A 25,138-nucleotide genomic window follows, 5' to 3' on the forward strand; every position below is an offset into this window, starting at 1 on the left:
GCCTCGCGCGGGCTATGCTGGAAGTGCGCCAAGCCGCGTCTTCGCGGTGGGCGGCCCCCGCGTCAGGACCGGTCTTACCGGGCGGCTATAATCGCGGGACTGTTTTCCGGTATGCCTATGCAATCCACGACTCCTACGTCCCCGCCTCCCGCCCCGGAGCCGAAGAAGCGTCCCTGGTGGCAAAAAGTCCTGCTCGGATTCGCCACGATGTGCGTGGCGCTCGTCGTGGCCGGCGGCCTCGTGCTCGGCTACGCGCTCGTCGTTGCGTGGCCGAACATGCCGTCGCTCGACGCGCTGACCGACTATCGGCCGAAGGTGCCGCTGCGCATCTATACGTCCGATCACGTCCTGATCGGCGAATTCGGTGAGGAACGCCGCGACGTCGTCCATTTCAAGGACGTGCCCGACTCGCTGAAGAAAGCGATCCTGGCGATCGAAGACGCGCGCTTCTACGATCACGGCGGCGTGGACCTCACCGGCATCGTCCGCGCCGGCTTCGTCGCGCTGACGAACGGCCATGCATCGCAGGGGGCGAGCACGATCACGATGCAGGTCGCGCGCAACTTCTTCCTGTCGAGCGAGAAGACCTACACGCGCAAGATCTACGAGATGCTGCTCGCGTACCGGATCGAGCGTGCGCTGACGAAGGATCAGATTCTCGAGGTCTACATGAATCAGATCTATCTCGGCCAGCGCGCGTACGGCTTCGCGAGCGCCGCGCGGGTCTACTTCGGCAAGGACCTGAAGGACATCACGCTCGCCGAAGCGGCGATGCTCGCGGGGCTGCCGAAGGCGCCGTCCGCGTACAACCCGGTCGTGAACCCGAAGCGCGCGAAGGTGCGCCAGGAATACATCCTGCAACGGATGCTCGAGCTGAACTTCATCTCGCGCGAGCAGTACGACGAGGCCGTCGCACAGCCGCTCGTCGTCAAGGGTCCGGGCCGCGATTTCAGCGTGCACGCAGAGTACGTCGCGGAAATGGTCCGACAAATGATGTACGCGCAGTACCGTGAGGAAACCTACACACGCGGCTTCAACGTCGTCACGACGATCGACTCCGCGGACCAGCAGGTCGCGTACACCGCGCTGCGCAAGGGCATCATGGATTACGAACGCCGGCACGGCTATCGGGGGCCGGAAGGCTTCATCGATCTGCCGGCCGGTGCCGACGACCGCGAACAGGCGATCGACGACGCGCTGCTGGAACACCCCGACAACGGTGAGCTGATTGCCGCGGTTGTCACGGCCGCCAGTCCGCGCCAGATCACGGTTGCGTTCATCGACGGCAGCAATGCGACCATCGAAGGCGACAACCTGCGCTTCGCGTCGGGCGCGCTGTCGGCCAACGCGCAGCCGAATCGCCGCATCCGCCCGGGTGCGATCGTCCGCGTCGTGAAGAACGACACCGGCACATGGTCGATCACGCAGTTGCCGCAGGTCGAGGGAGCGTTCCTGTCGATCGTCCCGCAGGACGGCGCGATCCGCTCGCTCGTCGGCGGCTTCGACTACAACAAGAACAAGTTCAACCACGTCACGCAGGCATGGCGGCAGCCGGGTTCGTCGTTCAAGCCGTTCATCTATTCGGCGTCGCTCGACAAGGGCCTCGGGCCGGCAACCGTGATCAACGACGGCCCGCTGTATTTCAGCGCGGCCGAAACGGGCGGCCAGCCGTGGGAACCGAAGAACTACGGTGGCGGCTTCGAAGGCCCGATGTCGATGCGCACCGCGCTGCAGCGCTCGCGCAACCTCGTGTCGATCCGGATCCTGAACCACATCGGCACGAAGTACGCGCAGCAGTACATCACGCGCTTCGGCTTCGACGCCGAACGCCATCCGGCCTACCTGCCGATGGCACTCGGCGCGGGCCAGGTCACGCCGCTGCAGATGGCGGGGGCGTACTCGGTCTTCGCGAACGGCGGCTACCGCGTCAATCCATACCTGATCGCCGAAGTCACCGATCCGAACGGCGCGATCGTCGTGCGCGCGCAGCCGCTCGTCGCCGAGCAGAATGCGCCGCGCGCGATCGACGCGCGCAACGCATATGTGATGAACAGCCTGCTGCAAAGCGTCGCGCAGCGCGGCACGGGCGCTCGGACCAACGTGCTGAAGCGCACCGACCTCGCGGGCAAGACCGGCACGACGAACGACTCGCACGACGCGTGGTTCGCCGGCTACCAGCACACGCTCGCCGCGATCGCGTGGATCGGCTACGACAATCCGCGCAGCCTCGGCGATCGCGAAACGGGTGGCGGCCTGTCGCTGCCGGTCTGGATCGACTACATGGGCGCCGCGCTGAAGGGCGTGCCCGAGTTCAAGCCGGCGGTGCCTGACGGCGTCGAGTCGCTTGGCGGCGAGTTGTACTTCACCGAGTTCACGCCCGGTCACGGCTTCGTGTCGACGGTCGGCGTGCCGCAGGCCCCGGCCGCGCAGAACGTCGACGCCACCGTGCCGCACGTCGACGAGCAGGAAAAGCAGGACATCATGAACCTGTTCGCGCACTGACCGCCGGCCCGGACATGAAAAAAGCGCCCTGCGGGGCGCTTTTTCTTTGGCAAGACGCATCGGGGCACGGCCCCGGCTTCGGGCTGGGCTGTTACGGCGCGCTGAACGTGATCGGCAGGCCGGCCTGCTGCGTCGCGTATTCAGTGAGGGCCGAGAAAAACTCGGTGCCCGTGCGTGTATCGCGCCATTCGCCGTCGATGAAACGGTAATGGAAACCGCCCGCCTTCGCGGCAATCCACACTTCCTTCATCGGCGGCTGCAGGTTGACGATGATCTTCGAGCCGTTCTCGAACGTCAGCGTCAGGACGCTGCCGTTGCGCTCCAGATCGATGTCGTGATCGCCGTCGTTGGCGTCGTCGACGGTACGCTCGACGGCCGCCAGCACGGCCTCGGCACGGGTCAGGTATTCGGTATCGGACATGCTAAACTCTATCGGTTCAATTGTTCAGGGACGATCATGCGAGTCGTTTTCCGGATGAGCGCGATTGTAGCGGCTTTGGCGATTCTTGCCGGCTGCGGTCAAAGCGGCGCGCTCTATCTGCCCACCGTGCCTCCGATGCCCAAGCCACTCCAGCAGCAGGACACGCCGCCGTCGGACGTGAAGCCGACCGATGAAAACGCGTCGTCCGACAGTGTGCCCGATTCGTCCGGCACGCCGCTCACGCTGTCACCCGAATTGTCGAGCGGGGCATCGACCCTGCCCGCACCGGCGTCGAGCCCGGCCGTCGCGAAGTAACGACGCGCCGCCTGCACGGACCACGAAACAAGGCGATGACTTCCCGGTCATCGCCTTTTGTTCTTTCAGGCTGCGCCATCATGCGCGCACGCGCCGCCATCCCCATGCAATGAGCCGCCAGCCGAGCAGCGCGGCCACGATTGCCGCATAAAGCCTCGGCTGCGCGAGATTGTGCTTGCCGGCTCTCATCCACCAGAAGTGCAGCAGGCCGAACAGCACGATCGCATAGATCGCGCTGTGCAACGTCGCCCAGTGGCGGCCGAGCCGGCGCGCCATGGCACGCGGCGAGGTTGCCGCGAGCGGAATCAGCAGCACGAATGCGGCGAACCCGACCGTGATGAACGGGCGCTTGCCGACATCCTTCAGGATCGCGACCACGTCGAACCACTTGTCGAACCACAGGTAGGTCGTGAAATGCAGCGTCGCGTAAAAGAACGCGAACAGTCCGATCATCCGGCGAAAGCGCAGCAGCGCGGTGAACCCCGTCATGTGCCGAAGCGGCGTGACGGCGAGCGTGACGCAGAGCATCACGAGCGTCCAGAGGCCCGTCGAGCGCGTGATGAACTCGATCGGATTCGCGCCGAGCCGGTCGGTCAGCCCGAACAGCACGAGACGCGCGAGCGGATAAAGGCCGGCCGCGAAAACCAGCACCTTGGCCGGTGCGAGCCAGCGCTGCGCGGCGGGACGGACCGCGCCGCGCCGTGCGGCACGTGCTGCCGGGCCCGCGCCGGCGGTGGGCGCCGAAGTCAGCGTCGAAGGGGGCATGTCGTTTCTCACCGCCGCCCTCAAAAATTCTTCTTCAGGTCCATGCCCTGATACATCGACGCGACCAGGTCGCCGTAGCCATTGAACATCAGCGTCTTGCGCTTCGGCGTGAAAAAGCCGTCCTCGCCGATGCGCCGCTCGGTTGCCTGGCTCCAGCGCGGATGATCGACGTTCGGGTTCACGTTCGAATAAAAGCCGTATTCGTTCGACGCATACGTGTTCCAGCTCGTCTTCGGCTGCTTGTCGACGAAGCGGATCTTCACGAGCGACTTCGCGCTCTTGAAGCCGTACTTCCACGGCACGACGATCCGCACCGGCGCGCCGTTCTGGTTCGGCAGCACCTGCCCGTAGACGCCCATCGTCAGCAGCGTCAGCGGATTCATCGCCTCGTCCATCCGCAGCCCTTCCGAGTACGGCCAGTCGAGCACCGGCGTCGAGAGGCCGGGCATCTGCGACGGATCGGCCAGCGTGATGAACTGCACGTACTTCGCGTTACCGGTCGGCTGCACGCGCTTGATCAGCTCTGACAGCGGCACGCCGATCCACGGGATCACCATCGACCATCCTTCGACGCAGCGCAGCCGGTACACGCGCTCCTCGAGCGGCGCGAGCTTCAGCAGTTCGTCGAGATCGAACACCTTCGGATGCAGTACCTCGCCCTCGACGCTCACGCGCCACGGGCGCGGCCTCAGCGTGCCGGCGTTCTGCGCGGGGTCACGCTTGTCGGTGCCGAATTCGTAGAAGTTGTTGTAGGAGGTAATGTCCTTGAACGGGGTCACCGTGTCGGTCGCGACGAACTTCGGATTCGTCTTCGCCGCGAGCTTCGCGGCCCGCGCGTCGGGCGACGCATAGGCGGCAAGCGCCGCGCCGCTGCCGCCGAGCAGCCCGCCGGCCGCCGCGAGGCCGGCCGCCTGCAATACGCGCCGCCGGTTCTCGAACACCGCACGCGGCGTGATTTCGCCGGGCGCAATATCGCCGCCGGTCAGTACGTTCCGCAAAGGGCGTTTGATCCACATCGTGCTGCTCCTCCTGCATGCGCCGCGCGCAGCTTCATGAGCGTTCGACCCGACCCGCCTTGCGCCGTTCGACGCCCGGACCGCCCGCCCGTTACAAAAGAAAACCGCCGGGCACGCAGTGCGCCGGCGGTCTCATGGTCGGACGAACAGCGGAAATCTTACAGCTTGCCGTAGCTGTGCAGCCCGGAAAGGAACATGTTGACGCCGAGGAACGCGAAGGTCGTCACGAGCAGGCCCGTGAGCGCCCACCATGCGGCCACCGTGCCGCGCAGGCCCTTCATCAGGCGCATGTGCAGCCACGCCGCGTAATTGAGCCACACGATCAGCGCCCACGTTTCCTTCGGGTCCCAGCTCCAGTAGCCGCCCCATGCTTCGGCGGCCCACAGCGCGCCGAGGATCGTCGCGATCGTGAAGAACGCGAAACCGACCGCGATCGACTTGTACATCACGTCGTCGAGCACTTCGAGCGTCGGCAGGCGATCGGCGAGCACGCCGCGTTCCTTCATCAGGTACGCGACCGACACCATCGCCGACAGCGCGAAGCTGCCGTAGCCGATGAAGTTCGCCGGCACGTGGATCTTCATCCACCAGCTCTGCAGCGCCGGCACGAGCGGCTGGATCTGCTGCGCATCGCGCGCGACCGAGTACCACATCAGGAAGCCGACGGCCGCACTGATCACCAGCAGCACGAACGCGCCGAGCGCGCGCGTGCCGTAGTGGCCTTCGTAATAGAGATAGAGCAGCGCAGTGATCAGGCTGAACAGCACGAACACTTCATACAGGTTCGACACCGGAATGTGCCCGACGTCCGCCCCGATCAGGTAGGACTCGTACCAGCGCACCATCAGGCCGGTGAAGCCCATCAGCACGGCGACCCACGTGAGCTTCTGGCCGATCGCGGCGCCGGACTCCGAGCGCGCGAGCAAGCCGATCCAGTAGAAGATCGTCGCGAGCACGAACAGCGCGCTCATCCACAGGATCGCGGACTGGCTCGACAGGAAGTACTTGAGGAAGAACGCCGAATCGGCGCGCGCGAGATCGCCCTGGTAGATCTGGATCGACAGCAACGCCAGCACGGTGATCGACGCCATCATCAGCCGCGCGGGCTTCCAGCGCCAGCCGAGCGCGATGAGCGCCGGAACGGTGCCGATCATCACCGCCTTGTCGTAGTAATCCATGTGCGCGTTGTAGTGCACGAGCGCATAGCCCGCGCCCACCACGAGCGCCAGTGCGAACAGCCAGTCGAGCAACGACAGGCGCGCGAGGAACGGACGGTCGTCGAACAGCGGCGCCGTCACCGGCGCCTGGGCCGACGCCCGATGGGAAGAGGAAACTTGCGTGAGATCCATGATGTTACCGGGTGGAATTCTCGGAATCGGAACCGGAACCGCCGCCGGCAGGCGGGCGGGCCGTCGATGCCGCACCGGCCGGCGCGGCGTCGCGAGGTGCGGCGTGCAAGGCGGCACCGGCCGCGTCGCGCGTCTGCACGAATTCTTTCTCGAAATCGAAGGTCTTGCGGGCCGTGGACATTGCCATCACCACATCGACGCCCGAGCCGGCGTCCTTCAGCCAGAACCAGAGGCGCCGCTCGCGCACGTAGAACATCGAGAAGATGCCGGCGACCAGCAGCAGGCTGCCAAGATACACCAGATTCTTGCCGGGTGCGCGCGTCAACTGAAATACCGAAGCTTGCACCTGCTTGAATGAGTCAAGCTGCAAATAGACCGGCGATCCATACAAAAAGCTGTCGGATAGCGCATTGATCGCGTTCTGCACGAAGCGGATCGTGTCGGCGCCCTGCTGCGCGGCCGGCTCGCCCGTACGCTCGCGCGCGATCTGCCAGACCTCCCACATCGAGCCTTCGAGCATGCGCAGCAGCAGGCTCGCTGCCTTCTCCTGCTCTGCCTTGGGCACCGAGCGGTCGATGAACGTCGCCACGGCCTGGAAGCCGCCGATCGGCTGGCCGTCGGCGCCACGGCCGACGCTGTCGTCGCTCGCAGCAAAAAGGGTCAGCACCTTCAATGCGCTGTCCTGCAGGCGGCTGCGCAGTGATGCGTCCGTGCCCGGCAGCGAACGCTGCGCGAAGCGCGCGGCGGCTTCGGCGCGCACGGACGGATCCTCGAGCGCGGCGCGCAGGTGCATCCATTCGCCGATCGAATCCTGGCTGTCGGCCGGAATCCGCATGTAGCGGAACGGGTCGTTCGGGCTCGCACGCACGCCGGCGAGGAACACGCGCTCGCCGTTCATGTCGACGGGCAGCATGTAGTTGTTGAATTCGCGCGCCTGGCCGTCCTTGCCGCGGATCTTGTATTGCACGGACGGACCGATGTTGTGGAGCTGCGTCGGCTTCGACGTCTTCGCGCCGGAGCCGAGGCGTTCGTCGAACACTTCCTTCAGCGAGCTCGTCGTCGCGACACCGCGCACGTCCGGCTTGCCGTTCGCGTCAGCCATGTTCTCGACGTTGATCGCCCGGAAATCGGAGAACTCGATCGTGTCGCCGTCGTTGCCCGGCATCTGCAGCGGCGCCGAACTCCCAATCGTCCCCTTCACGGGGAAGGTCTTCGCGTTGCTGCCCGTCATCGGATAGGCCGTCATCTGCATCTGCGAGCCGCCGTCCTGGAAGCTCGACTGGTAGATCGACACGCCCTTGTACGTGAACGGCTTGTTGACCTCGACGCGCGCCGGGATCTTCCGGCCGGTCTCGCGATCGATCACGACGATGTCGCTCGCGAACAGCTTCGGCATGCCCGTCGTGTAGTAGTCGACGATGAACTTGTTGAGCTGGATCGAGAACGGCAGGTCCTGGATCAGCGAGCCGCTCGGCTGGTTCAGGATCGCGGTCGACACGAACTGGCCCTCGGGCACCCACGCGTAGCCGCGGAACGTCGGGTTCGACGCGGACAGGCGATGGTCGGGCGAGATCTCGCTGATCGTCGCGCTCGTGTTGACCGGGCTCTTGCCGAACATCCACATCTGGAATTTGATCGGCAGGTTGCTGTCGAGCAGGCCGCCGAGACAGATCACGACGATCGCCAGGTGCGCGGAGATGTAGCCCCACTTGGTCATCGCACCGCGCTTCGCGGAGATCAGCGTCGCGCCGTCGTTCTCGCGCACGATGTGCTTGTAGCCGGCCTTGGTGACGAACGTGGCGAGCGTCGCCGCGACGCTCGCGCGGGTGCCGGAAGTCGTGTATTCGGCCTTGTGGTGAAACGCGCGCAGGCTGCCTTCCCGAACCTTGTCCTTCCAGCTCTTCGCATCGGCGAGCATCTTCGGCGCGTTGCGGATCACGCACAGCGAGATCGACACGACGAGGAAGATCAGGATCAGCATGAACCACCACGCGCTGTACACGCTGTACAGGCCGAGCGAGCGGAAGATGTCCGCCCAGAACGGCCCGAACTGGTTCACGTAGTTTGGATACGGATCGTCCTGGGTCAGGACCGTGCCGATGACGCTCGCAATCGACAGCACCACCAGCAGTGCAATCGCGAAGCGCATCGAGCTCAGCAGCTCGACCGCACGCTTCGACACACCCTGACCCGACTTCGACTGCAACCCCGACGTGGTAACGCTCATTCAAACTCCGACTAAGGGGAAACAGCCCCCGACGCTCTCTATGTTCGCTTTGGGGGGCGCAGCCCCCCCATTTCCAGCATGCCGCTTCATCCTGGCTCGGCTTGGTTCGGCCCGGCGAGTGCTGACAACAAAAAAGGGTAAGGCGACCGCAACAGTGCGGCGCCCCACCCTTTTCTTGTTCTGACTCCGGCCGCCCTTCGGGCGCCCGGTCATTCCATTCGCGGCTGACCGCTCAACGCAGGCCCGCGATGTAGTCCGCGACGGCCTTGATCTCGTTGTCCGACAGCCGCGATGCGATCTGATGCATCGCCTCGTTGTTGTTGCGCGCGCCGGCACCCTGCTGGAACGCGGTCAACTGCGCGACCGTGTAATCGGCCCATTGCCCCGACAGGCGCGGGTACTGGACCGGAATCCCCTGCCCTGTCGGCCCGTGGCAGCTCGCGCAGGCGGGTACGCCCTTCTCCGCGATGCCGCCGCGATAGATCTTCTGGCCGATCGGCACGGTTGCCGCATCGCGTGCGGTGCCGAGCTTCGTCGTCTGTGACCCGTAGTACGCGGCGACATTACGCATGTCGTCCGCGCTCAGCGCGCTCGCGAATCCGACCATGACCGCGTTGGACCGCATCGGCCCCTTCGCGCCCGGCTGCGTCTTGAAGTCGTTCAACTGCTTGACCAGATATTCGGGATGCTGGCCGGCAAGCTTCGGGAAACTGCCCGACGCGCTATTGCCGTCGGCGCCGTGACACGACGCACAAACCTGCCCGGCAATTGCCTTGCCACGGTCGAGATCCGGCTTTGCCGCATCCGCCGCGTTTGCCTCCGCTACGAAACCTACGAACCCTGCTGCAACCTGAAGCACCATCAGAGACTTGCACAGTCGATTCATTCGCACACCCTGTTTCGTCTTGTGGGAATTTGAGGTTCTGCAAAAAACGACGGCGTTCAGTCTACCGCAGAAGCTACATAAAAGCGCGAGGCAGGCGCCCGGTAGCCTTCGGTAAAACCGCCGTATTGTACAATATCGTGTTGAAAGCTCCCGCGCCTATCGGGGCTACCCCGCCTCCACCAAGCGGCTCGCGCCGCCCGTCCTTCCGGTTCCCATGGCCTTTCTGCTCCATCAAGCCCGCTTCTACACGACCGTCAACCATCTGCGCGACCTGCCGCCGACGGTCCAGCCGGAAATCGCGTTCGCGGGCCGCTCGAATGCCGGCAAGTCGACGGCGATCAACGTGCTGTGCAACCAGAAGCGGCTCGCCTTCGCGTCGAAGACGCCCGGCCGCACGCAGCATATCAACTACTTCTCCGTCGGCCCGGCCGCCGAGCCCGTCGCGAATCTCGTCGACCTGCCCGGCTACGGCTATGCGGAGGTGCCCGGTGCCGCCAAGGCGCACTGGGAAATGCTGCTGTCGTCCTACCTTGCGACCCGCTCGCAGCTTTGCGGCCTGATCCTGATGATGGATTCGCGCCGTCCGTTGACCGACCTCGATCGCCGCATGATCGAGTGGTTCGTGCCGACCGGCAAGCCGATCCACACGCTGCTGACGAAGTGCGACAAATTGACGCGCCAGGAAAGCATCAACGCACTGCGGGCCACGCAAAAGGGGCTCGATGCGTATCGCGACCAGGGTGTCCAGGGCAAGCTGACGGTTCAGCTGTTCTCGGCAATGAAGCGCACGGGGCTCGACGAGGCGCACGAGCTGATCGAGAGCTGGGTGCGGCCGTCCGCCGCCGACGAAAAAAGCGAGCCTGTAGCACAATGATCGGGCAACGCGCGGCCAAGATCGGCGGCGCGCACCTGACGGCGCCTGCGGTTTCGGCCGGCTCATAAAAAAACCCGCCGTTGAACGGCGGGTCAAACAGCCTAATCGAAAAACGACAGGCACCCGCTCAGGGAGGAGAAGCGGGGAGCTGCACGCGACGCGTGCCGCTCGATCGCTATCATATACCAACGCTCCCGAAAATGACCTAAGGGTTCCGTAAGGTCTTACTGCCCTGATTTCTACCCAATCGCCATGAGCTTCCATCCGCTTCATCGTCCGCGCCGGATGCGCCGCGACGACTTCTCCCGCCGCCTGATGCGCGAAAACCGCCTGACCACCGACGACCTGATCTATCCGGTGTTCGTCGTCGAAGGCACCAACGAACGGCAGCCGGTGCCGTCGATGCCCGGCGTCGAACGCGTGTCCGTGGATCTGCTGATGCAGGTCGCCGAGCAGTGCGTCGAACTGGGTGTGCCCGTGCTGTCGCTGTTCCCGGCCATCGAGCCGTCGGTGAAAACACCCGACGGCCGCGAGGCGGCCAATCCGGAAGGCTTGATCCCGCGCGCGGTGCGCGAGCTGAAGAAGCGCTTCCCCGAACTCGGCGTGCTGACCGACGTCGCACTCGATCCGTACACGAGCCACGGCCAGGACGGCGTGCTCGACGAGCAAGGCTACGTGATCAACGACGACACGATCGAGATCCTGATCGACCAGGCGCGCGCGCAGGCGGAAGCCGGCGTCGACATCGTCGCGCCGTCGGACATGATGGACGGCCGCATCGGCGCGATCCGCGAAATGCTGGAGAGCGACGGCCATATCCACACGCGAATCATGGCCTATTCGGCCAAGTTCGCGTCGGCGTTCTACGGCCCGTTCCGTGACGCGGTCGGCTCGGCATCCAACCTGGGCAAGGGCAACAAGATGACCTACCAGATGGATCCGGCGAACAGCGACGAAGCGCTGCGAGAAGTGCGCCTGGACATAGACGAAGGCGCCGACATGGTGATGGTCAAGCCCGGCATGCCCTACCTCGACATCGTGCGCCGCGTGAAGGACGAGTTCCGCTTCCCGACCTACGTGTACCAGGTGAGCGGCGAATACGCGATGCTGAAGGCCGCCGCGATGAATGGCTGGCTCGACCACGACAAGGTCGTGCTGGAATCGCTGCTCGCGTTCAAGCGGGCGGGCGCCGACGGCGTGCTCACGTACTTCGCGCTCGACGCTGCGCGTCTGCTGAAAGCGCAACGCTGATTGCCCGCCGGCAGGCGGAAAGAAAAACGGCGGGACACTTCGGTGTCCCGCCGTTTTTTTTGCCGTCGGTCGGGGCCGCCTGCCCTTGTCGACCGTCAGCTCATGCCACGCAAGCACACCGGTTGTAAGCGGCTCGGCGCGACCAGTTCCATATTCGCGCGCGCATGGGGCGTGATGTGAGAGCTTGGGGAGTTCCGTGAGGATCACGTGAGATCGTGCCCACGATCGTGGATCATGGGCACGATCTATCTGGATCTATGAAGCAGTCAGGCAGTGCCATGCGAGCTGACCGACGTCAGCTTGTCGACCACATTCCAAGGCAGCAGTTCGTCGACGCGGGTGATGACGTGATCAGCGATGTGGGTCAAGACGTATTCCAGATAGGCGCGCGGGTTGATGCCATTGAGTTTGCACGTCCCAATCAAGCTGTACATCGCGGCGGCCCGCTCACCCCCGCTGTCGGAACCAGCGAACAGGAAGTTCTTTCTCCCGAGGCTCACGCAACGCAGGGCGTTTTCTGCCAACGCGTTGCTGATCTCGGCTTGCCCATCCTCGCAGAACAGCGTCAACGCAGTCCAGTGATTCAGCGAGTACTGGATCGCGCCGGCCAGCTCCGACTTGCGCGACAGCGTCGCGAGCTTGGCCCGGATTCTCGTTTCGAAGGCGTCCAGCAGCGGCTTGCTTTTCTCACGCCGCACGCGCTGCCGTTCATCGGGCGGCTTGCCGCGGATGTCGGTTTCAATGCCGTAGAACTCGCCGATCATCTCGAGCAGTTTCTGGGTCTCGTCCGTCGGTGTGCTCGCGTGGATCTCGTAGTACTTTCTCCGCGCGTGGTCCCAACAAGCAGCCTCGCGGATCTTGCCACTTACGTACAACTCGTCGAAGCCGCCGTAGGCATCGGCTTGCAGGATGCCTTCGAATCCGGCGAGATGCGTCTGAGGATGGATGCCTTTGCGATCGCACGAGTACGCGAACCACACCGCAGCCGGCTCCGTCGAACCCGAACGGCTGTCGTCGCGCACGTACACCCAGAGTCGCCCGGTCTTCGTCTTCTTGTTGCCTGGCGCGAGCACGGGGATCGGCGTGTCGTCCGCGTGCAGCTTCGTGCCCGCCATCGTGTACCGGCACAGCGCGTCGGTCAGCGGGCGGCAGAGCGCTTCACACTGACCTACCCAGCGCCCCATGCTGGCGCGGTCAAGCGTCACCCCGTCGCGCGCCGCAATTTCCGATTGTCGGTACAGCGGCGCATGATCTGCGTACTTCGACACCAGAATGTCGGCAAGCAAGCTCGGATGCGCGATACTGCGCTCGATCGGCAGTCCCGGCATCGGTGGCTGCGCGATGTGGCCGCAGGCCGGACAGACCGTCTTGTGCCGGATCGTGCGGATCACCTTGAACATCGCCGCAACACGGGCGAGCTGTTCCGAGACGTCCTCGCCGAGGCACTGCATAGCACCTTCACACTTGGGGCAGATCGAATCCGGTTTGAGCACGCGATCTTCTCGCGTAAGGTGCGGTGGCAGCGGCTCACGTACGGCCGGATCGCTGCTAGTCGTGGACCTTTCTCGTCGGACCTTTGTGTGCTGAACGTCGGCGACACCGCTGCCTGCGGCCAGATCCTCAAGCCGGAGCTCAAGCTTCTCGATCTCTCGGGCAAGTTGTTCCGACTTGCGGCCGAAGTGCATTCGCTTGAGCTTGTCGATCAGGAGCTTCAACCGTGTGATCTCGAGATCGCTTGCGGCGATGTCGCGGCGCAGCTGTTCGATCTCGAGTTCCCGTTCGATGGCCGACGCGCGAGCCTCAGCCAGCATGGCCTTCAGTGCAGCGACATCGTCGGGCAGATCGTCGAGATTCGGCATGTGCCGGAGTTTACGAGCCTCCCGAGCGGTTTACAACACCTACAGCATCGACAGAGGTGCCGTACGGCGGGGCTGCCGCCAATCGATGCCTTCGAGAAGCATCGACAACTGCGCGACCGTGAGCGAGATCTTGCCGCCATCGGCTTGCGGCCAGATGAAGCGGCCGCGTTCCAATCGCTTCGACAGCAGCCAGAGCCCGTCGTCGGTGGCCCAAAGCAGCTTCACGAGATCGCCTCGACGTCCGCGGAAGATGAACACATGGCCGCACAACGGATTCTCCTCGAGCGTCGCCTGTACCTTCGTGGCAAGCCCCTGGAAGCCGCAGCGCATGTCCGTGACGCCCGCAGCAAGCCAGATGCGGGTGCCGGCCGGCAATGTGATCACTTCAGGCATTCCTGCAGGAACGCTTCGGCCCGCTCAGCAGACAGGCCGCGAATCTTCACGCGCCGCTTGCCGATCTCCACCTCGATCTCGCACACGGGCGTCGGCATCGGTACGCCGCTTGTCACCTTCGACGTCGCGTTTCCCGTAGGCTGCGGCGCTGGCAGCATCAACACCGAATCGATCACGTCAACGCTCAGCAACTCCGTGCCTGTCATGGCCGACGGCGCAGCTTCGAGTCCCGGCAGTTCCAGCTTGCCTTCCCGATATTGCTTGCGCCACCCGAACACGACGTTGGCGTTGATGTCGTGCCGCCGCGCGACGATCGACACCGACATGCCTGGTTCCAACGTTTCCCTGATCACTTGCTGTTTGAATTCCCGCGCATACGTGCGATGGGCCGGGCGCGCTGCATTCGGCATAGCTGACCGTCTCCGTCAATCTAAACGCGACTATCATGCGCCAGCAAAATCAGCATCGGGAAACGGTCGGGCCGAGTCGCTTACCACCGGTTCGCCACCGGCCCACACCCTACAGAGGCAGGTCATACCGTCGGGACCGCAGCCCGGTCGAGGCTGCGCAGGAACGTCTCAGCGGCCTGATAGCCGACCACGCGCCCGATCTCGTTGCCGTTGCGATCGAAGAAGATGATGCCCGGCGGCCCGAACAGGTTGAAACGCTTCAGCAGCGCCTGGTCGTCCGGGTTGTTCGCGGTGACGTCCGCGCGCACGAGGTGAAGCTGCGCGAGCCGCGCCTGCACGCGCGCGTCGGTAAACGTCAGATGCTCCATCTCCTTGCAGCTCACGCACCAGTCGGCATAGAAGTCGAGCATCACGGGCTGGCCCGACGTCTTCAGCAGCGCGTCGAGTTCGCCACTCGAGCGCACCGATGCGAATGCAGGCCCGGCTGCGGCCGCGCCTGCCGTCGCAGCGCCGCCCGACGCAACCGTGCGTGCCGCCAGCACCGCCAGCGGCTTCACCGGATCGGTCGACCCCGCAGCCAGGCCGACGAGCAGCGTGGCCGCCCAGATCGCGAGCGCGGCGCCCACGCCACGGCCGAGGCGACGCCAGATGGACGTGGCGCCGGCATTCGGCGTGAACAGCCCGAGCGCAGCAGCCGCGATCAGCAGCCACAACGCGGCGAGCACCATCTTCAGGCCACCGGCAAGCACCGGCCACACGATCCACAGCGCGGCCGCGAGCAGCACGATGCCGAAGAACACCTTCACGCCATCCATCCACGCACCGGCGCGCGGCAGCACCGTCCCGGCACCGACGCCGACGACCAGCAGTGGCACGCCCAGCCCCAACCCCATCGCAAACAGCGCGGCACCGCCGAGCAGCGCATTGCCCGTGTGCGCGATGAAGGCGAGCACCGCGAACAGCGGCGCCGTCATGCATGCGCCGACGACCAGCGCGGACAGCGCGCCCATTGCCGCGACCGCAACGAAATGGCCGCCCTGGCGCGCGCTCGATGCTTCGGCCGCACCGTTCTGCCAGCGCGCGGGCAGCGCGATGTCCTTGCCTGAAATCAGCGAGACGGCGAACGCTGTCAGCAGCACGCCGAACGCGCCGAGCACCCACGGGTTCTGTAGCCAAGCACCAAGGCTCTGGCCGACCAGCGCCGCGGCGATGCCGAGCACCGTGTAGACCAGCGCCATGCCGACCACATAGGTCAGCGACAGTGCGAAGCCGCGGGCATGCGTCGCGCGCGTCCCTTGGCCGATGATGATCGCCGACACGATCGGGATCATCGGGTACGAACACGGCAGGAGGCTCAGCACGACGCCCGCGACGAAGTACAGTGCGACGATCGTGAAGAAACCATGCCCTTCAAGCAGCGACTGTGCGAAATCGGCGCTCGTGACCTTGTCGAACCAGCTGCCCGCGGCAGCCGTATCGCCGGACGACGAAGCGGCGCCCAGCGCGGCACCATCGACCTTCACGACGTGCTCGGCCGGCGGATAGCAGATGCCTTCGTCCGCGCACCCCTGCGACGTCACCGCGAGCTCGAACGGGCCCGACGCCTGCTTGACGGGCACGTGCACGACGACTTCGTCACGGTAGGTCTCGACGTTTTTCTGGAACGTCTGGTCGAACTTCACGTGGCCGGCCGGGAATTGCGGATCGCCGAGCGTCGCCTGGCCGTTCTTCACCGCGAACGCAAACCGCTCGCGGTACAGGTAATAGCCGTTGGCGACCTTGAAGCGGACGTCCACCTGCCCCGGCGATTCGCTCGCACTGAACTTGAACGCAACCGACGGATCGAGGAAATCGTCGGCCGCGCGCGCGAACGACATACCGCCCAGCACAAGCATGAACGACAACAGGACTGCAAGGAACCGCAGCGCGCGCACGCGCACGGGAAGCGCCATACCGTTAAACATGAAATAGACGTTGAGTTTCGCTCGTCACCCACTGACCGTACGCGGCCGATGCCGTCGTCTGCCACGAGACGATTTCGGGCGTTTCGTAAGGATGATGCGCGAGAATAAATCGCTCCAGTTCGAGTGCCCGCACGGGGCTCGTCTTGAACAGCAACTGGATCTCGTCGGCCGTTTCGACCTTGCCCTGCCAGTGATAGCGCGACTTGATCGCACCGAGCTCCGACACGCACGCGGCAAGCCGCGCATCGAGCGCACCGTCTGAGAGCACCTTGGCGGTCTCGGCATCGGGCACCGTCGTCAGCATCAGCACCACTATCATCCGCGCCCTCCTGGCTGGTCTATCGGCTCCTGCCGACGCGGATTGCCCACCTGGGGAGCGCGCCGGCTGCCCGTATCGTAGCGCAGCCCGCGCAACGCTGCCGGCACCGCCCTGCGGCAATCGATCGCAGCCGGCGCCGAAAAAACAAAAAGGGCCAAGCAATTGCTCGGCCCCTTTCAGATACTGCTGCATACCGGAAGCTTACTCAGCTTCTTGCACGTTTTCCGTTTCGTCGACTTCCGGACGATCGAGCAGTTCGACCAGTGCCATCGGTGCGTTGTCGCCCACGCGGAAGCCGAACTTCAGCACGCGCAGGTAGCCGCCCGGACGGTTCGCGAAACGCGGACCGAGTACGTCGAACAGCTTCGCCACCGAGTCACGATCGCGCAGGCGGTTGAACGCCAGGCGACGGTTTGCCAGCGACGGCTTCTTGCCGAGCGTGATCAGCGGCTCGACGACTTTACGGAGTTCCTTCGCCTTCGGCAGCGTCGTCTTGATGACTTCGTGCTCGATCAGCGAGTTGGACATGTTACGGAGCATAGCCAGACGGTGGCTGCTCGTGCGGTTCAGTTTCCGCAAACCATGACGATGGCGCATTTCAGTTTCCTTGATTCAAAGTTTTGATCCAGCTCTTCTATCGCACCTCGAAGGGTGCACGGGCCGGTAACGAAAAAAGCAAGATGCGGATTTTAAAGGAAAATCCGCATCTTTGCCAACTACAGCAACAACCGGGCTTACTTGTCGAGACCAGCCGGCGGCCAGTTCTCGAGCTTCATGCCCAGCGTGAGACCGCGCGAAGCGAGCACTTCCTTGATCTCGTTGAGCGACTTGCGACCGAGGTTCGGCGTCTTCAGCAGCTCGTTTTCCGTGCGCTGGATCAGATCGCCGATGTAGTAGATGTTCTCGGCCTTCAGGCAGTTCGCCGAACGAACCGTCAGCTCGAGATCGTCCACCGGACGCAGCAGGATCGGATCGATCTGCGGTGCACGCGACGGCGCTTCGGCTGCCGTTTCCGTGCCTTCCAGCGCCGCGAACACGGACAGCTGGTCGACCAGGATGCGAGCCGATTGACGGATCGCTTCTTCCGGCGTGATCACACCGCTCGTCTCGATGTTCATCACGAGCTTGTCGAGGTCGGTACGCTGCTCGACACGTGCGCTTTCGACAGCGTAGCTCACGCGGCGAACCGGCGAGAACGATGCGTCGAGGACGATGCGGCCGATGATCTTGGCCGTGTCTTCGCCGTAGCGACGGACGTTGCCGGGCACGTAGCCGCGACCCTTTTCGATCTTGATCTGAACGTCGAGCTTGCCGCCCTTCGACAGGTGCGCAATCACGTGATTCGGGTTGATGACTTCGCAGTCGTGAGCCAGCTCGATATCGCCGGCCGTGACAACGCCTTCACCTTCCTTGCGCAGCGTAACCGTCACTTCGTCACGGTTATGCAGCTTGAACACCACGCCCTTCAGGTTCAGCAGCAGGTTGACGACATCTTCCTGCACGCCATCCAGCGTCGAGTACTCGTGCACCACGCCCGCGATCGTCACTTCGGTCGGCGCATAGCCAACCATCGACGACAGCAGCACGCGGCGAAGCGCATTGCCCAAGGTGTGGCCGTAACCGCGTTCGAACGGTTCCATGACCACCCTCGCGTGGTTCTCGCCAAGCGATTCCACGGCGATGATCTTGGGTTTCAGCAAACTGGTTTGCATGGGCTTTCCTCTTCAATACCCTCGGCTCGTTACACCGATAAGGCTGACCGGTAACAACCAGAAAATAAACAGCCGAGGCCCCTCCTTGCGCAACGCAATCGGGGTACCTCGGCCGTCAATCGGATTAACGCGAATACAATTCGACGATCAGGCTTTCGTTGATGTCGCCTGCGATTTCAGCGCGTTCCGGCATTTGCTTGAACGTGCCTTCAAACTTCTTCGCATCGACTGCAACCCAGCTCGGCATGCCGCCTTGCTCGGCCAGCGACAGCGCTTCGACGATACGCGCCTGCTTCTTCGCCTTTTCGCGGATCGCGACGACGTCACCTGCCTTCACTTGCTGCGACGGGACGTTCGCGACGACGCCGTTCACGGTGATCGACTTGTGGCTCACCAGCTGACGCGCTTCAGCGCGGGTCGAGCCGAAGCCCATGCGATACACGACGTTGTCGAGGCGCGACTCGAGCAGTTGCAGCAGGTTTTCACCCGTGTTGCCCTTGCGGCGATCGGCTTCAGCGAAGTAGCGGCGGAACTGACGCTCCAGCACGCCGTAGATACGCTTGACCTTCTGCTTTTCGCGCAGCTGCGTACCGTAGTCGGACGTACGTGCGCCCGAGGTACGGCCGTGCTGACCCGGCTTGCTGTCGAGCTTGCACTTGTCGGCGAGCGAGCGGCGTGCGCTCTTCAGGAACAGGTCGGTGCCTTCACGGCGGGACAGCTTGGCTTTGGGGCCGATATAACGTGCCACTTTGCATTCCTTTATCAATCAGTCACGCGGATCGAAATCCGCGCTAGTCCGCTCCCTTTGGGGCGAACGGTGGGCTTAGTCAATCAAAAAAGCAACGCCCGTCGACGCTGAGCGGCGACAGGCAATGTGCTAGCACGAACGTGCCAGCACATCTTTAGATACGACGGCGCTTCGGCGGACGGCAGCCGTTGTGCGGAATCGGGGTGACGTCCGAAATCGCGGTGATCTTGATGCCGAGGCCGTGCAGTGCGCGCACTGCCGACTCACGACCCGGGCCCGGGCCCTTGATCCGCACTTCCAGATTCTTCACGCCGTATTCCATCGCGACGCGGCCAGCCGACTCGGCTGCGACCTGGGCAGCGAACGGCGTCGATTTGCGCGAGCCCTTGAAGCCCTGACCGCCCGACGTCGCCCATGCCAGAGCGTTGCCTTGGCGATCGGTGATCGTGATGATCGTATTGTTGAACGACGCGTGAACGTGAACCACGCCTTCAGCGACGTTCTTCTTAACCTTCTTGCGAACGCGTTGCGCCGCGGTGTTCGAAGCCTTAGCCATTACGTTTTCCTGTAACTGTCAGTTCCGCTTACTTCTTCAGCGCTTGCGCTGCACGACGCGGACCCTTGCGAGTACGTGCGTTCGTACGCGTACGCTGACCGCGCATCGGCAGGCCCTTGCGATGACGAACACCACGGTAGCAACCGAGGTCCATCAGGCGCTTGATGTTCATCGTCACTTCACGGCGCAGATCGCCTTCGACGACAAACTTGCCCACTTCTTCACGCAGCTTTTCCAAGTCTGCGTCGGTCAAGTCCTTGACCTTCTTCGAAAAATCGACGCCAGCTGCCACGCAGATGCTGCGCGAACGGGTGCGGCCGATACCGAAGATAGCCGTCAGGCCAATCTCGGTATGCTGGTGATTCGGGATGTTAACCCCTGCGATACGAGCCATTGTTTTTCCTCAAACAAAAAGCGCAAACAAACGCGCGGTCAGCCTTGGCGCTGCTTGTGGCGCGGATCCGAGCTGCAGATCACGCGAACGACGCCTTTGCGCTTGATGATCTTGCAATTGCGGCAAATGCGCTTAACCGATGCCATCACTTTCATGATAATACCCTTTTTTCAAATCACTTCGCCCGGAACACGATCCGCGCACGAGACAGATCGTAAGGCGTCAATTCAACCGTCACCTTGTCGCCCGGGAGAATGCGGATGTAGTGCATCCGCATCTTTCCGGAGATATGCCCCAACACGACATGGCCGTTTTCCAGCTTCACACGGAAGGTCGCATTCGGGAGGTTTTCGATCACCTCACCTTGCATCTGGATTACATCGTCTTTGGCCATAGTCCTTATTAACGCGTTGGGATGTTGCCGCCCTTGAAGTTGGCCTTCTTGAGCAGCGACTCATACTGTTGCGACATAACGTACGACTGCACCTGCGCCATAAAGTCCATCGTGACGACGACAATGATCAGCAGCGACGTTCCACCAAAATAAAACGGCACGTTCCAGCGCAGCACCAGAAACTCCGGCAGCAGACACACGAAGACGATGTAGATCGCACCGGCCAGCGTCAGACGCGTGAGGATGCGGTCGATATATCGCGCGGTCTGATCGCCCGGACGGATACCCGGAACGAACGCGCCGCTCTTCTTCAGGTTATCTGCGGTCTCCCTGCTGTTGAACACCAGTGCGGTGTAGAAGAAGCAGAAAAACACGATCGCCAGCGTGTACAGCAGCACATAGACCGGCTGGCCCGGCTTCAGCGCTTCCGCAACGTTATGCAACGTATTGGAAATCCAGCTTCCCGTCGGCTGACCGGTACTGAACCAGCCGAGAATCGTTGCCGGGAACAGAATGATCGACGATGCGAAGATCGGCGGAATCACACCCGACATGTTCAGCTTCAGCGGCAGATGCGACGACTGCCCACCGTAGATCTTGTTGCCGACCTGGCGCTTCGCGTAGTTCACGAGGATCTTGCGCTGACCGCGTTCGATGAACACGACCAGGTAAGTCACCGCGGCAATCAGGACGACGATGATGATCGCCGAAATGATGCTCATCGAACCCGTACGCACCAGCTCGAACAACCCACCGACGGCATTCGGGAACCCTGCTGCGATCCCGCCGAAGATGATGATCGAGATGCCGTTGCCCAGACCACGCTCGGTAATCTGCTCGCCGAGCCACATCAGGAACATCGTGCCGGTAACCAGCGTCACGACCGTCGTCAGACGGAACAGCATGCCGGGATCGGTGACGAGGCCCGGCTGGTTTTCCAGCGCAGCCGCGATACCGAACGCCTGGAAGGTCGCGAGCACCACGGTGAAATACCGCGTGTACTGCGTGATCTTCCGTTGCCCTGCCTGCCCTTCCTTCTTCAGCGCCTCGAGCTGCGGCGATACGATCGCCAGCAACTGCATGATGATCGACGCCGAGATGTACGGCATGATCCCCAGCGCAAAGATCGTGAAGCGGGAAAGCGCGCCACCCGAGAACATGTTGAACATGCCCAGGATGCCGCCCGCCTGGCTCTGGAACAGCTTAGCCAGTTGATCCGGATCGATGCCCGGCACGGGGATGTGCGCGCCGATGCGATAGACGATCAGCGCCAGGAGCAAGAACATTGCTCGCCGGCGCAGATCGCCGAATTTCGCCGTGCTTCGACCGGGTTTTGCAAGACTCGGGCTGTTAGCCAAGTACCTTCTCCGATGAATGCAAGTGACGACGCGCTACGCGTGTCACTCGGCGAACGAACCGCCAGCCGCTTCGATCGCAGCGCGCGCACCCTTGGTGGCACCGAGACCCTTCACGACGATCTTGCGCTTCAGTTCGCCCGTCGCGATGATCTTTGCGCTCTTCGTCAGCTCGCCGACCAGGCCGGCTTGCTTCAGTGCGAGCAGATCGATCTCGTCGACCGGCAGCTTCTCGAGGTCGCCCAGGCGCACTTCACCGACGAATTCCTTCGTCAGCGACGTGAAGCCGCGCTTCGGCAGACGACGTTGCAGCGGCATCTGACCGCCTTCGAAACCGACTTTGTGGAAGCCGCCCGAACGCGATTTCTGACCCTTGTGACCACGGCCAGCCGTCTTGCCGAGGCCCGAACCGATGCCACGGCCGACGCGACGCTTGGCGTGCTTGGCGCCAGCTGCCGGCTTCAGGTTATTCAATTCCATATCAACTCCTTGATCCGTAGGGCCGCTTACGCGATGACCTTAACGAGGTACGAGACCTTGTTGATCATGCCGCGGACCGCCGGCGTGTCCTGAAGCTCGCTGACCGAGTTGAGTCGGCGCAGGCCCAGGCCACGCACGGTCGCGCGGTGCGATTCGCGGGTCCCGATCAGGCTCTTAACGAGCTGAACCTTGACAGTTTTTTCAGACATGGTGACCACCCGGGCTTAGCCCAAAATTTCTTCGACGGACTTGCCGCGCTTCGCCGCGATGTCTGCCGGGGTGGACTGCTTGCGCAGGCCGTCCAGCGTGGCGCGAACGAGGTTGTACGGGTTCGTCGAACCGTGGCTCTTCGCCACAACGTTCTGAACGCCCATCACGTCGAACACTGCGCGCATCGGGCCGCCGGCGATCACGCCCGTACCTGCCTTCGCCGGAGCGAGGAGGACGGCGGACGCGCCGTGCTTGCCGTGCACTTCGTGCTGCAGCGTGCCGTTCTTGAGCGGCACCTTGAACATGTTGCGGCGAGCTTGTTCCATTGCCTTCTGGACAGCGACCGGCACTTCCTTCGCCTTGCCCTTGCCCATACCGATGCGGCCATCGCCGTCGCCAACCACGGTCAGTGCGGCGAAGCCGAGAATACGGCCACCCTTCACGACCTTGGTCACGCGGTTGACCGAAATCATCTTTTCACGAAGGCCGTCGTCGCGCTCGTCAGCCTGAACTTTCGCTTGCATCTTTGCCATGACGAATTCCTTCCTTAGAACTTGAGCCCAGCTTCGCGAGCTGCCTCAGCCAGCGCTTTCACGCGGCCGTGGTAGCGGAAGCCCGAGCGGTCGAAGGCGACGGATTCGATGCCGGCGGCCTTGGCCTTCTCGGCAATACGCTTGCCGATCAGCGTCGCGGCGTTAACGTTGCCACCCTTGCCCGACTTGTCGGCGAGCTCGGCACGCACTTCTGCCTCGAGCGTCGACGCGCTGGCGAGCACCTTGGTGCCGCACGGCGAGAACACTTGAGCGTAGATGTGCGTGTTCGTGCGATGCACGGCGAGACGCGCGACCTGCAGCTCAGCGATCTTGATACGCGTCTGGCGAGCGCGGCGCAGGCGAGATTGAGTCTTATCCATGATTGCGCACCCTTACTTCTTCTTCGTTTCTTTGAGGATCACAACCTCGTCGGAATAACGCACGCCCTTGCCCTTGTAGGGCTCCGGCGGACGGTAACCGCGCACTTCCGCAGCTACTTGACCGACTTGTTGCTTGTTGATCCCCTTGATCACGATTTCGGTTTGCGTCGGGGTTTCGGCCTTGACGCCTTCCGGCATCTGGTGCACCACCGGGTGCGAGAAACCCAGCGACAGGTTCAGCTTGTCGCCTTGCGCTTGCGCACGGTAACCGACGCCAACCAGCGTCAGCTTGCGCTCGAAACCCTTGGTCACGCCGTGCACGGCATTCGCGATGATCGCGCGCATCGTGCCCGACAGTGCATTTGCTTCGCGGCTTTCGTCGACCGGCGACAGATTCAGCGTGCCGTCGTTGTTCGCCACGTTCACGAGCGGATTGATCGCTTGCGTGATGGTGCCCAGCGGGCCCTTGACGGTGATTGCACCGTCGGCCAGCTTGACTTCCGCGCCTTGCAGCGCGATCGGGCTCTTACCTACTCGAGACATGTTTCTCTCTCCTCGGCTTTAAGCGACGTAGCAGATGACTTCGCCGCCGACGCCGGTAGCGCGCGCCTTGCGGTCGGTCATCACGCCCTTCGGCGTCGACACGATTGCCACACCGAGGCCGTTCATGACCTGCGGAATGTCGTTACGGCCACGGTACACGCGCAGACCAGGCTTCGACACGCGCTCGAGGCGTTCGATGACCGGGCGGCCCGCGTAGTACTTCAGCGCGATATTCAGTTCGGACTTCGCACCTTCCGCCTTGACAGCGAAATCGTCGATGTAGCCTTCGTCCTTCAGGACTTGCGCGATTGCAACCTTGACCTTCGACGAGGGCATCGCAACCGATACCTTCTCGACCATCTGCGCGTTGCGGATGCGAGTCAGCATATCGGCGATAGGATCACTCATGCTCATTTACGTTTCTCCTATTACCAGCTCGCCTTGGTCAGGCCAGGAATCTCGCCACGGAATGCGATTTCACGAATCTTGTTACGCGCGAGGCCGAATTTACGGAACGTGCCACGCGGACGGCCCGTGATCGCGCAGCGGTTACGCTGGCGGGTCGGGTTTGCGTTGCGGGGCAGTTGCTGCAGCTCAAGGCGTGCTTCGTAGCGCTCTTCTTCCGACTTGCTTTGGTCTTCGACGATCGCCTTCAGCGCATCGCGCTTTGCTGCGAACTTCGCGACCAGGCGGGCGCGCTTCTTTTCACGTTCGATCAGTGCCAGTTTAGCCACGGTAACCTCAGTTTCTGAACGGGAACTTGAAGCTGGCGAGCAGAGCCTTTGCTTCGTCGTCGGTCTTCGCAGTCGTCGTGATGCTGATGTTCAGCCCACGCAGTGCGTCGATCTTGTCGTAGTCGATTTCGGGGAAAATGATCTGCTCTTTCACACCGATGTTGTAGTTGCCACGGCCATCGAAAGCACGACCCGACACGCCGCGGAAGTCACGCACGCGGGGCAGGGCAACCGTCACGAAACGGTCGAGGAATTCGTACATTGCACGGCCACGCAGCGTCACCATCGCGCCGATCGGGTAACCCTGGCGGATCTTGAAGCCTGCGATTGCCTTGCGCGCCTTCGTCACGACCGGCTTCTGACCAGCGATCTTCGTGAGGTCGCCAACGGCGTTCTCGATGATCTTCTTGTCAGCGATCGCTTCGCCAAGACCCATGTTCAGCGTGATCTTGGTGATGCGCGGCACTTCCATGACCGACTTGTAACCGAACTTCTCGATCAGGCCGGGCACAACCTTTTCTTTGTAAAACTCTTGAAAACGAGCCATT

Annotated in this window: 31 protein-coding genes; 4 read left to right on the plus strand and 27 right to left on the minus strand. The window is 63.2% G+C overall.

Features of this window, described 5'->3' with window-relative positions:
* Positions 1 to 111: 111 nt before the first annotated feature.
* On the plus strand, positions 112 to 2,502 hold the full coding sequence (locus HWX36_RS32475) for a penicillin-binding protein 1A (protein ID WP_175957904.1): 2,391 nt from the start codon (positions 112 to 114) through the stop codon (positions 2,500 to 2,502).
* A 91-nt stretch (positions 2,503 to 2,593) separates the two neighbouring features.
* On the opposite strand, the gene cyaY is transcribed toward HWX36_RS32475, so the two are convergent.
* A complete protein-coding gene (cyaY, locus tag HWX36_RS32480) occupies positions 2,594 to 2,923 on the minus strand; it encodes an iron donor protein CyaY (RefSeq protein WP_039366759.1) in 330 nt (109 codons plus the stop codon).
* A 36-nt stretch (positions 2,924 to 2,959) separates the two neighbouring features.
* Between cyaY and HWX36_RS32485 the strand changes: the two genes are divergently transcribed.
* The gene (locus HWX36_RS32485) at positions 2,960 to 3,238 is read left to right on the plus strand and encodes a lipoprotein (RefSeq protein WP_175957905.1); all 279 of its coding nucleotides are present in this window, start codon (positions 2,960 to 2,962) and stop codon (positions 3,236 to 3,238) included.
* Between the two features lie 78 nt (positions 3,239 to 3,316).
* Here HWX36_RS32485 and msrQ read toward each other — a convergent pair whose 3' ends face one another.
* The 5 genes from msrQ to HWX36_RS32510 form a co-directional block, all read right to left on the minus strand.
* The gene (gene msrQ / locus HWX36_RS32490; protein ID WP_175957906.1) at positions 3,317 to 4,003 is read right to left on the minus strand and encodes a protein-methionine-sulfoxide reductase heme-binding subunit MsrQ; all 687 of its coding nucleotides are present in this window, start codon (positions 4,001 to 4,003) and stop codon (positions 3,317 to 3,319) included.
* A 20-nt stretch (positions 4,004 to 4,023) separates the two neighbouring features.
* Positions 4,024 to 5,019, minus strand: coding sequence for a protein-methionine-sulfoxide reductase catalytic subunit MsrP (gene msrP, locus HWX36_RS32495; RefSeq protein ID WP_175957907.1), 996 nt, complete (start codon positions 5,017 to 5,019; stop codon positions 4,024 to 4,026).
* Between the two features lie 158 nt (positions 5,020 to 5,177).
* Positions 5,178 to 6,368 (minus strand): c-type cytochrome biogenesis protein CcsB, encoded by a 1,191-nt coding sequence (gene ccsB / locus HWX36_RS32500; protein ID WP_175957908.1) that lies wholly within the window; start codon positions 6,366 to 6,368, stop codon positions 5,178 to 5,180.
* Between the two features lie 4 nt (positions 6,369 to 6,372).
* Positions 6,373 to 8,595, minus strand: coding sequence for a cytochrome c biogenesis protein ResB (locus HWX36_RS32505; RefSeq protein ID WP_175957909.1), 2,223 nt, complete (start codon positions 8,593 to 8,595; stop codon positions 6,373 to 6,375).
* A gap of 232 nt (positions 8,596 to 8,827) precedes the next feature.
* Positions 8,828 to 9,481 (minus strand): c-type cytochrome, encoded by a 654-nt coding sequence (locus tag HWX36_RS32510; RefSeq protein ID WP_175957910.1) that lies wholly within the window; start codon positions 9,479 to 9,481, stop codon positions 8,828 to 8,830.
* A 214-nt stretch (positions 9,482 to 9,695) separates the two neighbouring features.
* Between HWX36_RS32510 and yihA the strand changes: the two genes are divergently transcribed.
* Both yihA and hemB read left to right on the plus strand, forming a co-directional pair.
* A complete protein-coding gene (gene yihA, locus HWX36_RS32515) occupies positions 9,696 to 10,355 on the plus strand; it encodes a ribosome biogenesis GTP-binding protein YihA/YsxC (RefSeq protein ID WP_175957911.1) in 660 nt (219 codons plus the stop codon).
* A 252-nt stretch (positions 10,356 to 10,607) separates the two neighbouring features.
* The gene (hemB, locus tag HWX36_RS32520) at positions 10,608 to 11,606 is read left to right on the plus strand and encodes a porphobilinogen synthase (RefSeq protein WP_175957912.1); all 999 of its coding nucleotides are present in this window, start codon (positions 10,608 to 10,610) and stop codon (positions 11,604 to 11,606) included.
* Positions 11,607 to 11,872: 266 nt separating this feature from the next.
* Here hemB and HWX36_RS32525 read toward each other — a convergent pair whose 3' ends face one another.
* From HWX36_RS32525 to rplE, 21 genes are all read right to left on the minus strand, one after another.
* Entirely contained in the window at positions 11,873 to 13,465 is a 1,593-nt protein-coding gene (locus HWX36_RS32525; RefSeq protein WP_175957913.1) for an IS66 family transposase, read from the minus strand.
* 39 nt (positions 13,466 to 13,504) lie between these two features.
* Positions 13,505 to 13,858, minus strand: coding sequence for an IS66 family insertion sequence element accessory protein TnpB (tnpB, locus tag HWX36_RS32530; protein WP_205713959.1), 354 nt, complete (start codon positions 13,856 to 13,858; stop codon positions 13,505 to 13,507).
* Entirely contained in the window at positions 13,846 to 14,268 is a 423-nt protein-coding gene (locus HWX36_RS37715; RefSeq protein WP_279613409.1) for a transposase, read from the minus strand. Before HWX36_RS37715 ends, tnpB begins: the two co-directional genes overlap by 13 nt.
* 122 nt (positions 14,269 to 14,390) lie before the next feature.
* Positions 14,391 to 16,232 (minus strand): protein-disulfide reductase DsbD, encoded by a 1,842-nt coding sequence (gene dsbD / locus HWX36_RS32540; protein WP_175957914.1) that lies wholly within the window; start codon positions 16,230 to 16,232, stop codon positions 14,391 to 14,393.
* A complete protein-coding gene (gene cutA, locus HWX36_RS32545) occupies positions 16,225 to 16,551 on the minus strand; it encodes a divalent-cation tolerance protein CutA (protein ID WP_011350680.1) in 327 nt (108 codons plus the stop codon). The genes dsbD and cutA overlap by 8 nt, the downstream gene beginning before the upstream one ends.
* Before the next feature lie 201 nt (positions 16,552 to 16,752).
* On the minus strand, positions 16,753 to 17,148 hold the full coding sequence (rplQ, locus tag HWX36_RS32550; RefSeq protein WP_006477175.1) for a 50S ribosomal protein L17: 396 nt from the start codon (positions 17,146 to 17,148) through the stop codon (positions 16,753 to 16,755).
* 137 nt (positions 17,149 to 17,285) lie between these two features.
* On the minus strand, positions 17,286 to 18,263 hold the full coding sequence (gene rpoA / locus HWX36_RS32555; RefSeq protein ID WP_006477176.1) for a DNA-directed RNA polymerase subunit alpha: 978 nt from the start codon (positions 18,261 to 18,263) through the stop codon (positions 17,286 to 17,288).
* A 124-nt stretch (positions 18,264 to 18,387) separates the two neighbouring features.
* On the minus strand, positions 18,388 to 19,011 hold the full coding sequence (gene rpsD, locus HWX36_RS32560) for a 30S ribosomal protein S4 (protein WP_006477177.1): 624 nt from the start codon (positions 19,009 to 19,011) through the stop codon (positions 18,388 to 18,390).
* Between the two features lie 154 nt (positions 19,012 to 19,165).
* Entirely contained in the window at positions 19,166 to 19,567 is a 402-nt protein-coding gene (gene rpsK / locus HWX36_RS32565) for a 30S ribosomal protein S11 (RefSeq protein WP_004197937.1), read from the minus strand.
* Between the two features lie 28 nt (positions 19,568 to 19,595).
* On the minus strand, positions 19,596 to 19,961 hold the full coding sequence (gene rpsM, locus HWX36_RS32570; protein ID WP_006400641.1) for a 30S ribosomal protein S13: 366 nt from the start codon (positions 19,959 to 19,961) through the stop codon (positions 19,596 to 19,598).
* 38 nt (positions 19,962 to 19,999) lie between these two features.
* Complete coding sequence (gene rpmJ, locus HWX36_RS32575) at positions 20,000 to 20,116, minus strand: 50S ribosomal protein L36 (RefSeq protein ID WP_004199844.1); 117 nt, start codon at positions 20,114 to 20,116, stop codon at positions 20,000 to 20,002.
* A 20-nt stretch (positions 20,117 to 20,136) separates the two neighbouring features.
* A complete protein-coding gene (gene infA / locus HWX36_RS32580; RefSeq protein WP_004521905.1) occupies positions 20,137 to 20,355 on the minus strand; it encodes a translation initiation factor IF-1 in 219 nt (72 codons plus the stop codon).
* 8 nt (positions 20,356 to 20,363) lie between these two features.
* Entirely contained in the window at positions 20,364 to 21,713 is a 1,350-nt protein-coding gene (gene secY / locus HWX36_RS32585; protein ID WP_072443819.1) for a preprotein translocase subunit SecY, read from the minus strand.
* 42 nt (positions 21,714 to 21,755) lie between these two features.
* On the minus strand, positions 21,756 to 22,190 hold the full coding sequence (rplO, locus tag HWX36_RS32590) for a 50S ribosomal protein L15 (protein ID WP_006482880.1): 435 nt from the start codon (positions 22,188 to 22,190) through the stop codon (positions 21,756 to 21,758).
* Positions 22,191 to 22,216: 26 nt separating this feature from the next.
* Positions 22,217 to 22,399: a 50S ribosomal protein L30 gene (rpmD, locus tag HWX36_RS32595; RefSeq protein ID WP_006400644.1), complete on the minus strand. Its 183-nt coding sequence runs from the start codon at positions 22,397 to 22,399 to the stop codon at positions 22,217 to 22,219.
* A 15-nt stretch (positions 22,400 to 22,414) separates the two neighbouring features.
* Positions 22,415 to 22,933: a 30S ribosomal protein S5 gene (gene rpsE / locus HWX36_RS32600; protein WP_006482895.1), complete on the minus strand. Its 519-nt coding sequence runs from the start codon at positions 22,931 to 22,933 to the stop codon at positions 22,415 to 22,417.
* 14 nt (positions 22,934 to 22,947) lie between these two features.
* Complete coding sequence (rplR, locus tag HWX36_RS32605) at positions 22,948 to 23,313, minus strand: 50S ribosomal protein L18 (RefSeq protein WP_006477183.1); 366 nt, start codon at positions 23,311 to 23,313, stop codon at positions 22,948 to 22,950.
* Positions 23,314 to 23,325: 12 nt separating this feature from the next.
* Positions 23,326 to 23,856 carry a 50S ribosomal protein L6 gene (rplF, locus tag HWX36_RS32610; protein WP_006758786.1) on the minus strand — a complete coding sequence of 177 codons (531 nt, stop codon included), beginning with the start codon at positions 23,854 to 23,856 and terminating at the stop codon, positions 23,326 to 23,328.
* Between the two features lie 18 nt (positions 23,857 to 23,874).
* On the minus strand, positions 23,875 to 24,270 hold the full coding sequence (rpsH, locus tag HWX36_RS32615; protein WP_006477185.1) for a 30S ribosomal protein S8: 396 nt from the start codon (positions 24,268 to 24,270) through the stop codon (positions 23,875 to 23,877).
* Positions 24,271 to 24,284: 14 nt separating this feature from the next.
* Complete coding sequence (rpsN, locus tag HWX36_RS32620) at positions 24,285 to 24,590, minus strand: 30S ribosomal protein S14 (RefSeq protein ID WP_011350676.1); 306 nt, start codon at positions 24,588 to 24,590, stop codon at positions 24,285 to 24,287.
* Positions 24,591 to 24,597: 7 nt separating this feature from the next.
* A complete protein-coding gene (rplE, locus tag HWX36_RS32625; protein WP_006482882.1) occupies positions 24,598 to 25,137 on the minus strand; it encodes a 50S ribosomal protein L5 in 540 nt (179 codons plus the stop codon).
* Between the last annotated feature and the right edge of the window lies 1 nt (position 25,138).

Source organism: Burkholderia sp. BCC0405, assembly GCF_902833075.1.
In the GTDB taxonomy this organism is placed as follows: Bacteria; Pseudomonadota; Gammaproteobacteria; order Burkholderiales; family Burkholderiaceae; genus Burkholderia.

Bases quoted from the DNA above. Each gene is read 5' to 3' on its own strand.
- HWX36_RS32475 (WP_175957904.1), top strand. From the start codon at position 112: ATGCCTATGCAATCCACGACTCCTACGTCCCCGCCTCCCGCCCCGGAG.
- cyaY (WP_039366759.1), bottom strand. From the start codon at position 2,923: ATGTCCGATACCGAATACCTGACCCGTGCCGAGGCCGTGCTGGCGGCC.
- HWX36_RS32485 (WP_175957905.1), top strand. From the start codon at position 2,960: ATGCGAGTCGTTTTCCGGATGAGCGCGATTGTAGCGGCTTTGGCGATT.
- msrQ (WP_175957906.1), bottom strand. From the start codon at position 4,003: ATGCCCCCTTCGACGCTGACTTCGGCGCCCACCGCCGGCGCGGGCCCG.
- msrP (WP_175957907.1), bottom strand. From the start codon at position 5,019: ATGTGGATCAAACGCCCTTTGCGGAACGTACTGACCGGCGGCGATATT.
- ccsB (WP_175957908.1), bottom strand. From the start codon at position 6,368: ATGGATCTCACGCAAGTTTCCTCTTCCCATCGGGCGTCGGCCCAGGCG.
- HWX36_RS32505 (WP_175957909.1), bottom strand. From the start codon at position 8,595: ATGAGCGTTACCACGTCGGGGTTGCAGTCGAAGTCGGGTCAGGGTGTG.
- HWX36_RS32510 (WP_175957910.1), bottom strand. From the start codon at position 9,481: ATGAATCGACTGTGCAAGTCTCTGATGGTGCTTCAGGTTGCAGCAGGG.
- yihA (WP_175957911.1), top strand. From the start codon at position 9,696: ATGGCCTTTCTGCTCCATCAAGCCCGCTTCTACACGACCGTCAACCAT.
- hemB (WP_175957912.1), top strand. From the start codon at position 10,608: ATGAGCTTCCATCCGCTTCATCGTCCGCGCCGGATGCGCCGCGACGAC.
- HWX36_RS32525 (WP_175957913.1), bottom strand. From the start codon at position 13,465: ATGCCGAATCTCGACGATCTGCCCGACGATGTCGCTGCACTGAAGGCC.
- tnpB (WP_205713959.1), bottom strand. From the start codon at position 13,858: ATGCCTGAAGTGATCACATTGCCGGCCGGCACCCGCATCTGGCTTGCT.
- HWX36_RS37715 (WP_279613409.1), bottom strand. From the start codon at position 14,268: ATGCCGAATGCAGCGCGCCCGGCCCATCGCACGTATGCGCGGGAATTC.
- dsbD (WP_175957914.1), bottom strand. From the start codon at position 16,232: ATGTTTAACGGTATGGCGCTTCCCGTGCGCGTGCGCGCGCTGCGGTTC.
- cutA (WP_011350680.1), bottom strand. From the start codon at position 16,551: ATGATAGTGGTGCTGATGCTGACGACGGTGCCCGATGCCGAGACCGCC.
- rplQ (WP_006477175.1), bottom strand. From the start codon at position 17,148: ATGCGCCATCGTCATGGTTTGCGGAAACTGAACCGCACGAGCAGCCAC.
- rpoA (WP_006477176.1), bottom strand. From the start codon at position 18,263: ATGCAAACCAGTTTGCTGAAACCCAAGATCATCGCCGTGGAATCGCTT.
- rpsK (WP_004197937.1), bottom strand. From the start codon at position 19,567: ATGGCTAAGGCTTCGAACACCGCGGCGCAACGCGTTCGCAAGAAGGTT.
- rpsM (WP_006400641.1), bottom strand. From the start codon at position 19,961: ATGGCTCGTATCGCAGGGGTTAACATCCCGAATCACCAGCATACCGAG.
- rpmJ (WP_004199844.1), bottom strand. From the start codon at position 20,116: ATGAAAGTGATGGCATCGGTTAAGCGCATTTGCCGCAATTGCAAGATC.
- infA (WP_004521905.1), bottom strand. From the start codon at position 20,355: ATGGCCAAAGACGATGTAATCCAGATGCAAGGTGAGGTGATCGAAAAC.
- rplO (WP_006482880.1), bottom strand. From the start codon at position 22,190: ATGGAATTGAATAACCTGAAGCCGGCAGCTGGCGCCAAGCACGCCAAG.
- rpmD (WP_006400644.1), bottom strand. From the start codon at position 22,399: ATGTCTGAAAAAACTGTCAAGGTTCAGCTCGTTAAGAGCCTGATCGGG.
- rpsE (WP_006482895.1), bottom strand. From the start codon at position 22,933: ATGGCAAAGATGCAAGCGAAAGTTCAGGCTGACGAGCGCGACGACGGC.
- rplR (WP_006477183.1), bottom strand. From the start codon at position 23,313: ATGGATAAGACTCAATCTCGCCTGCGCCGCGCTCGCCAGACGCGTATC.
- rplF (WP_006758786.1), bottom strand. From the start codon at position 23,856: ATGTCTCGAGTAGGTAAGAGCCCGATCGCGCTGCAAGGCGCGGAAGTC.
- rpsH (WP_006477185.1), bottom strand. From the start codon at position 24,270: ATGAGCATGAGTGATCCTATCGCCGATATGCTGACTCGCATCCGCAAC.
- rplE (WP_006482882.1), bottom strand. From the start codon at position 25,137: ATGGCTCGTTTTCAAGAGTTTTACAAAGAAAAGGTTGTGCCCGGCCTG.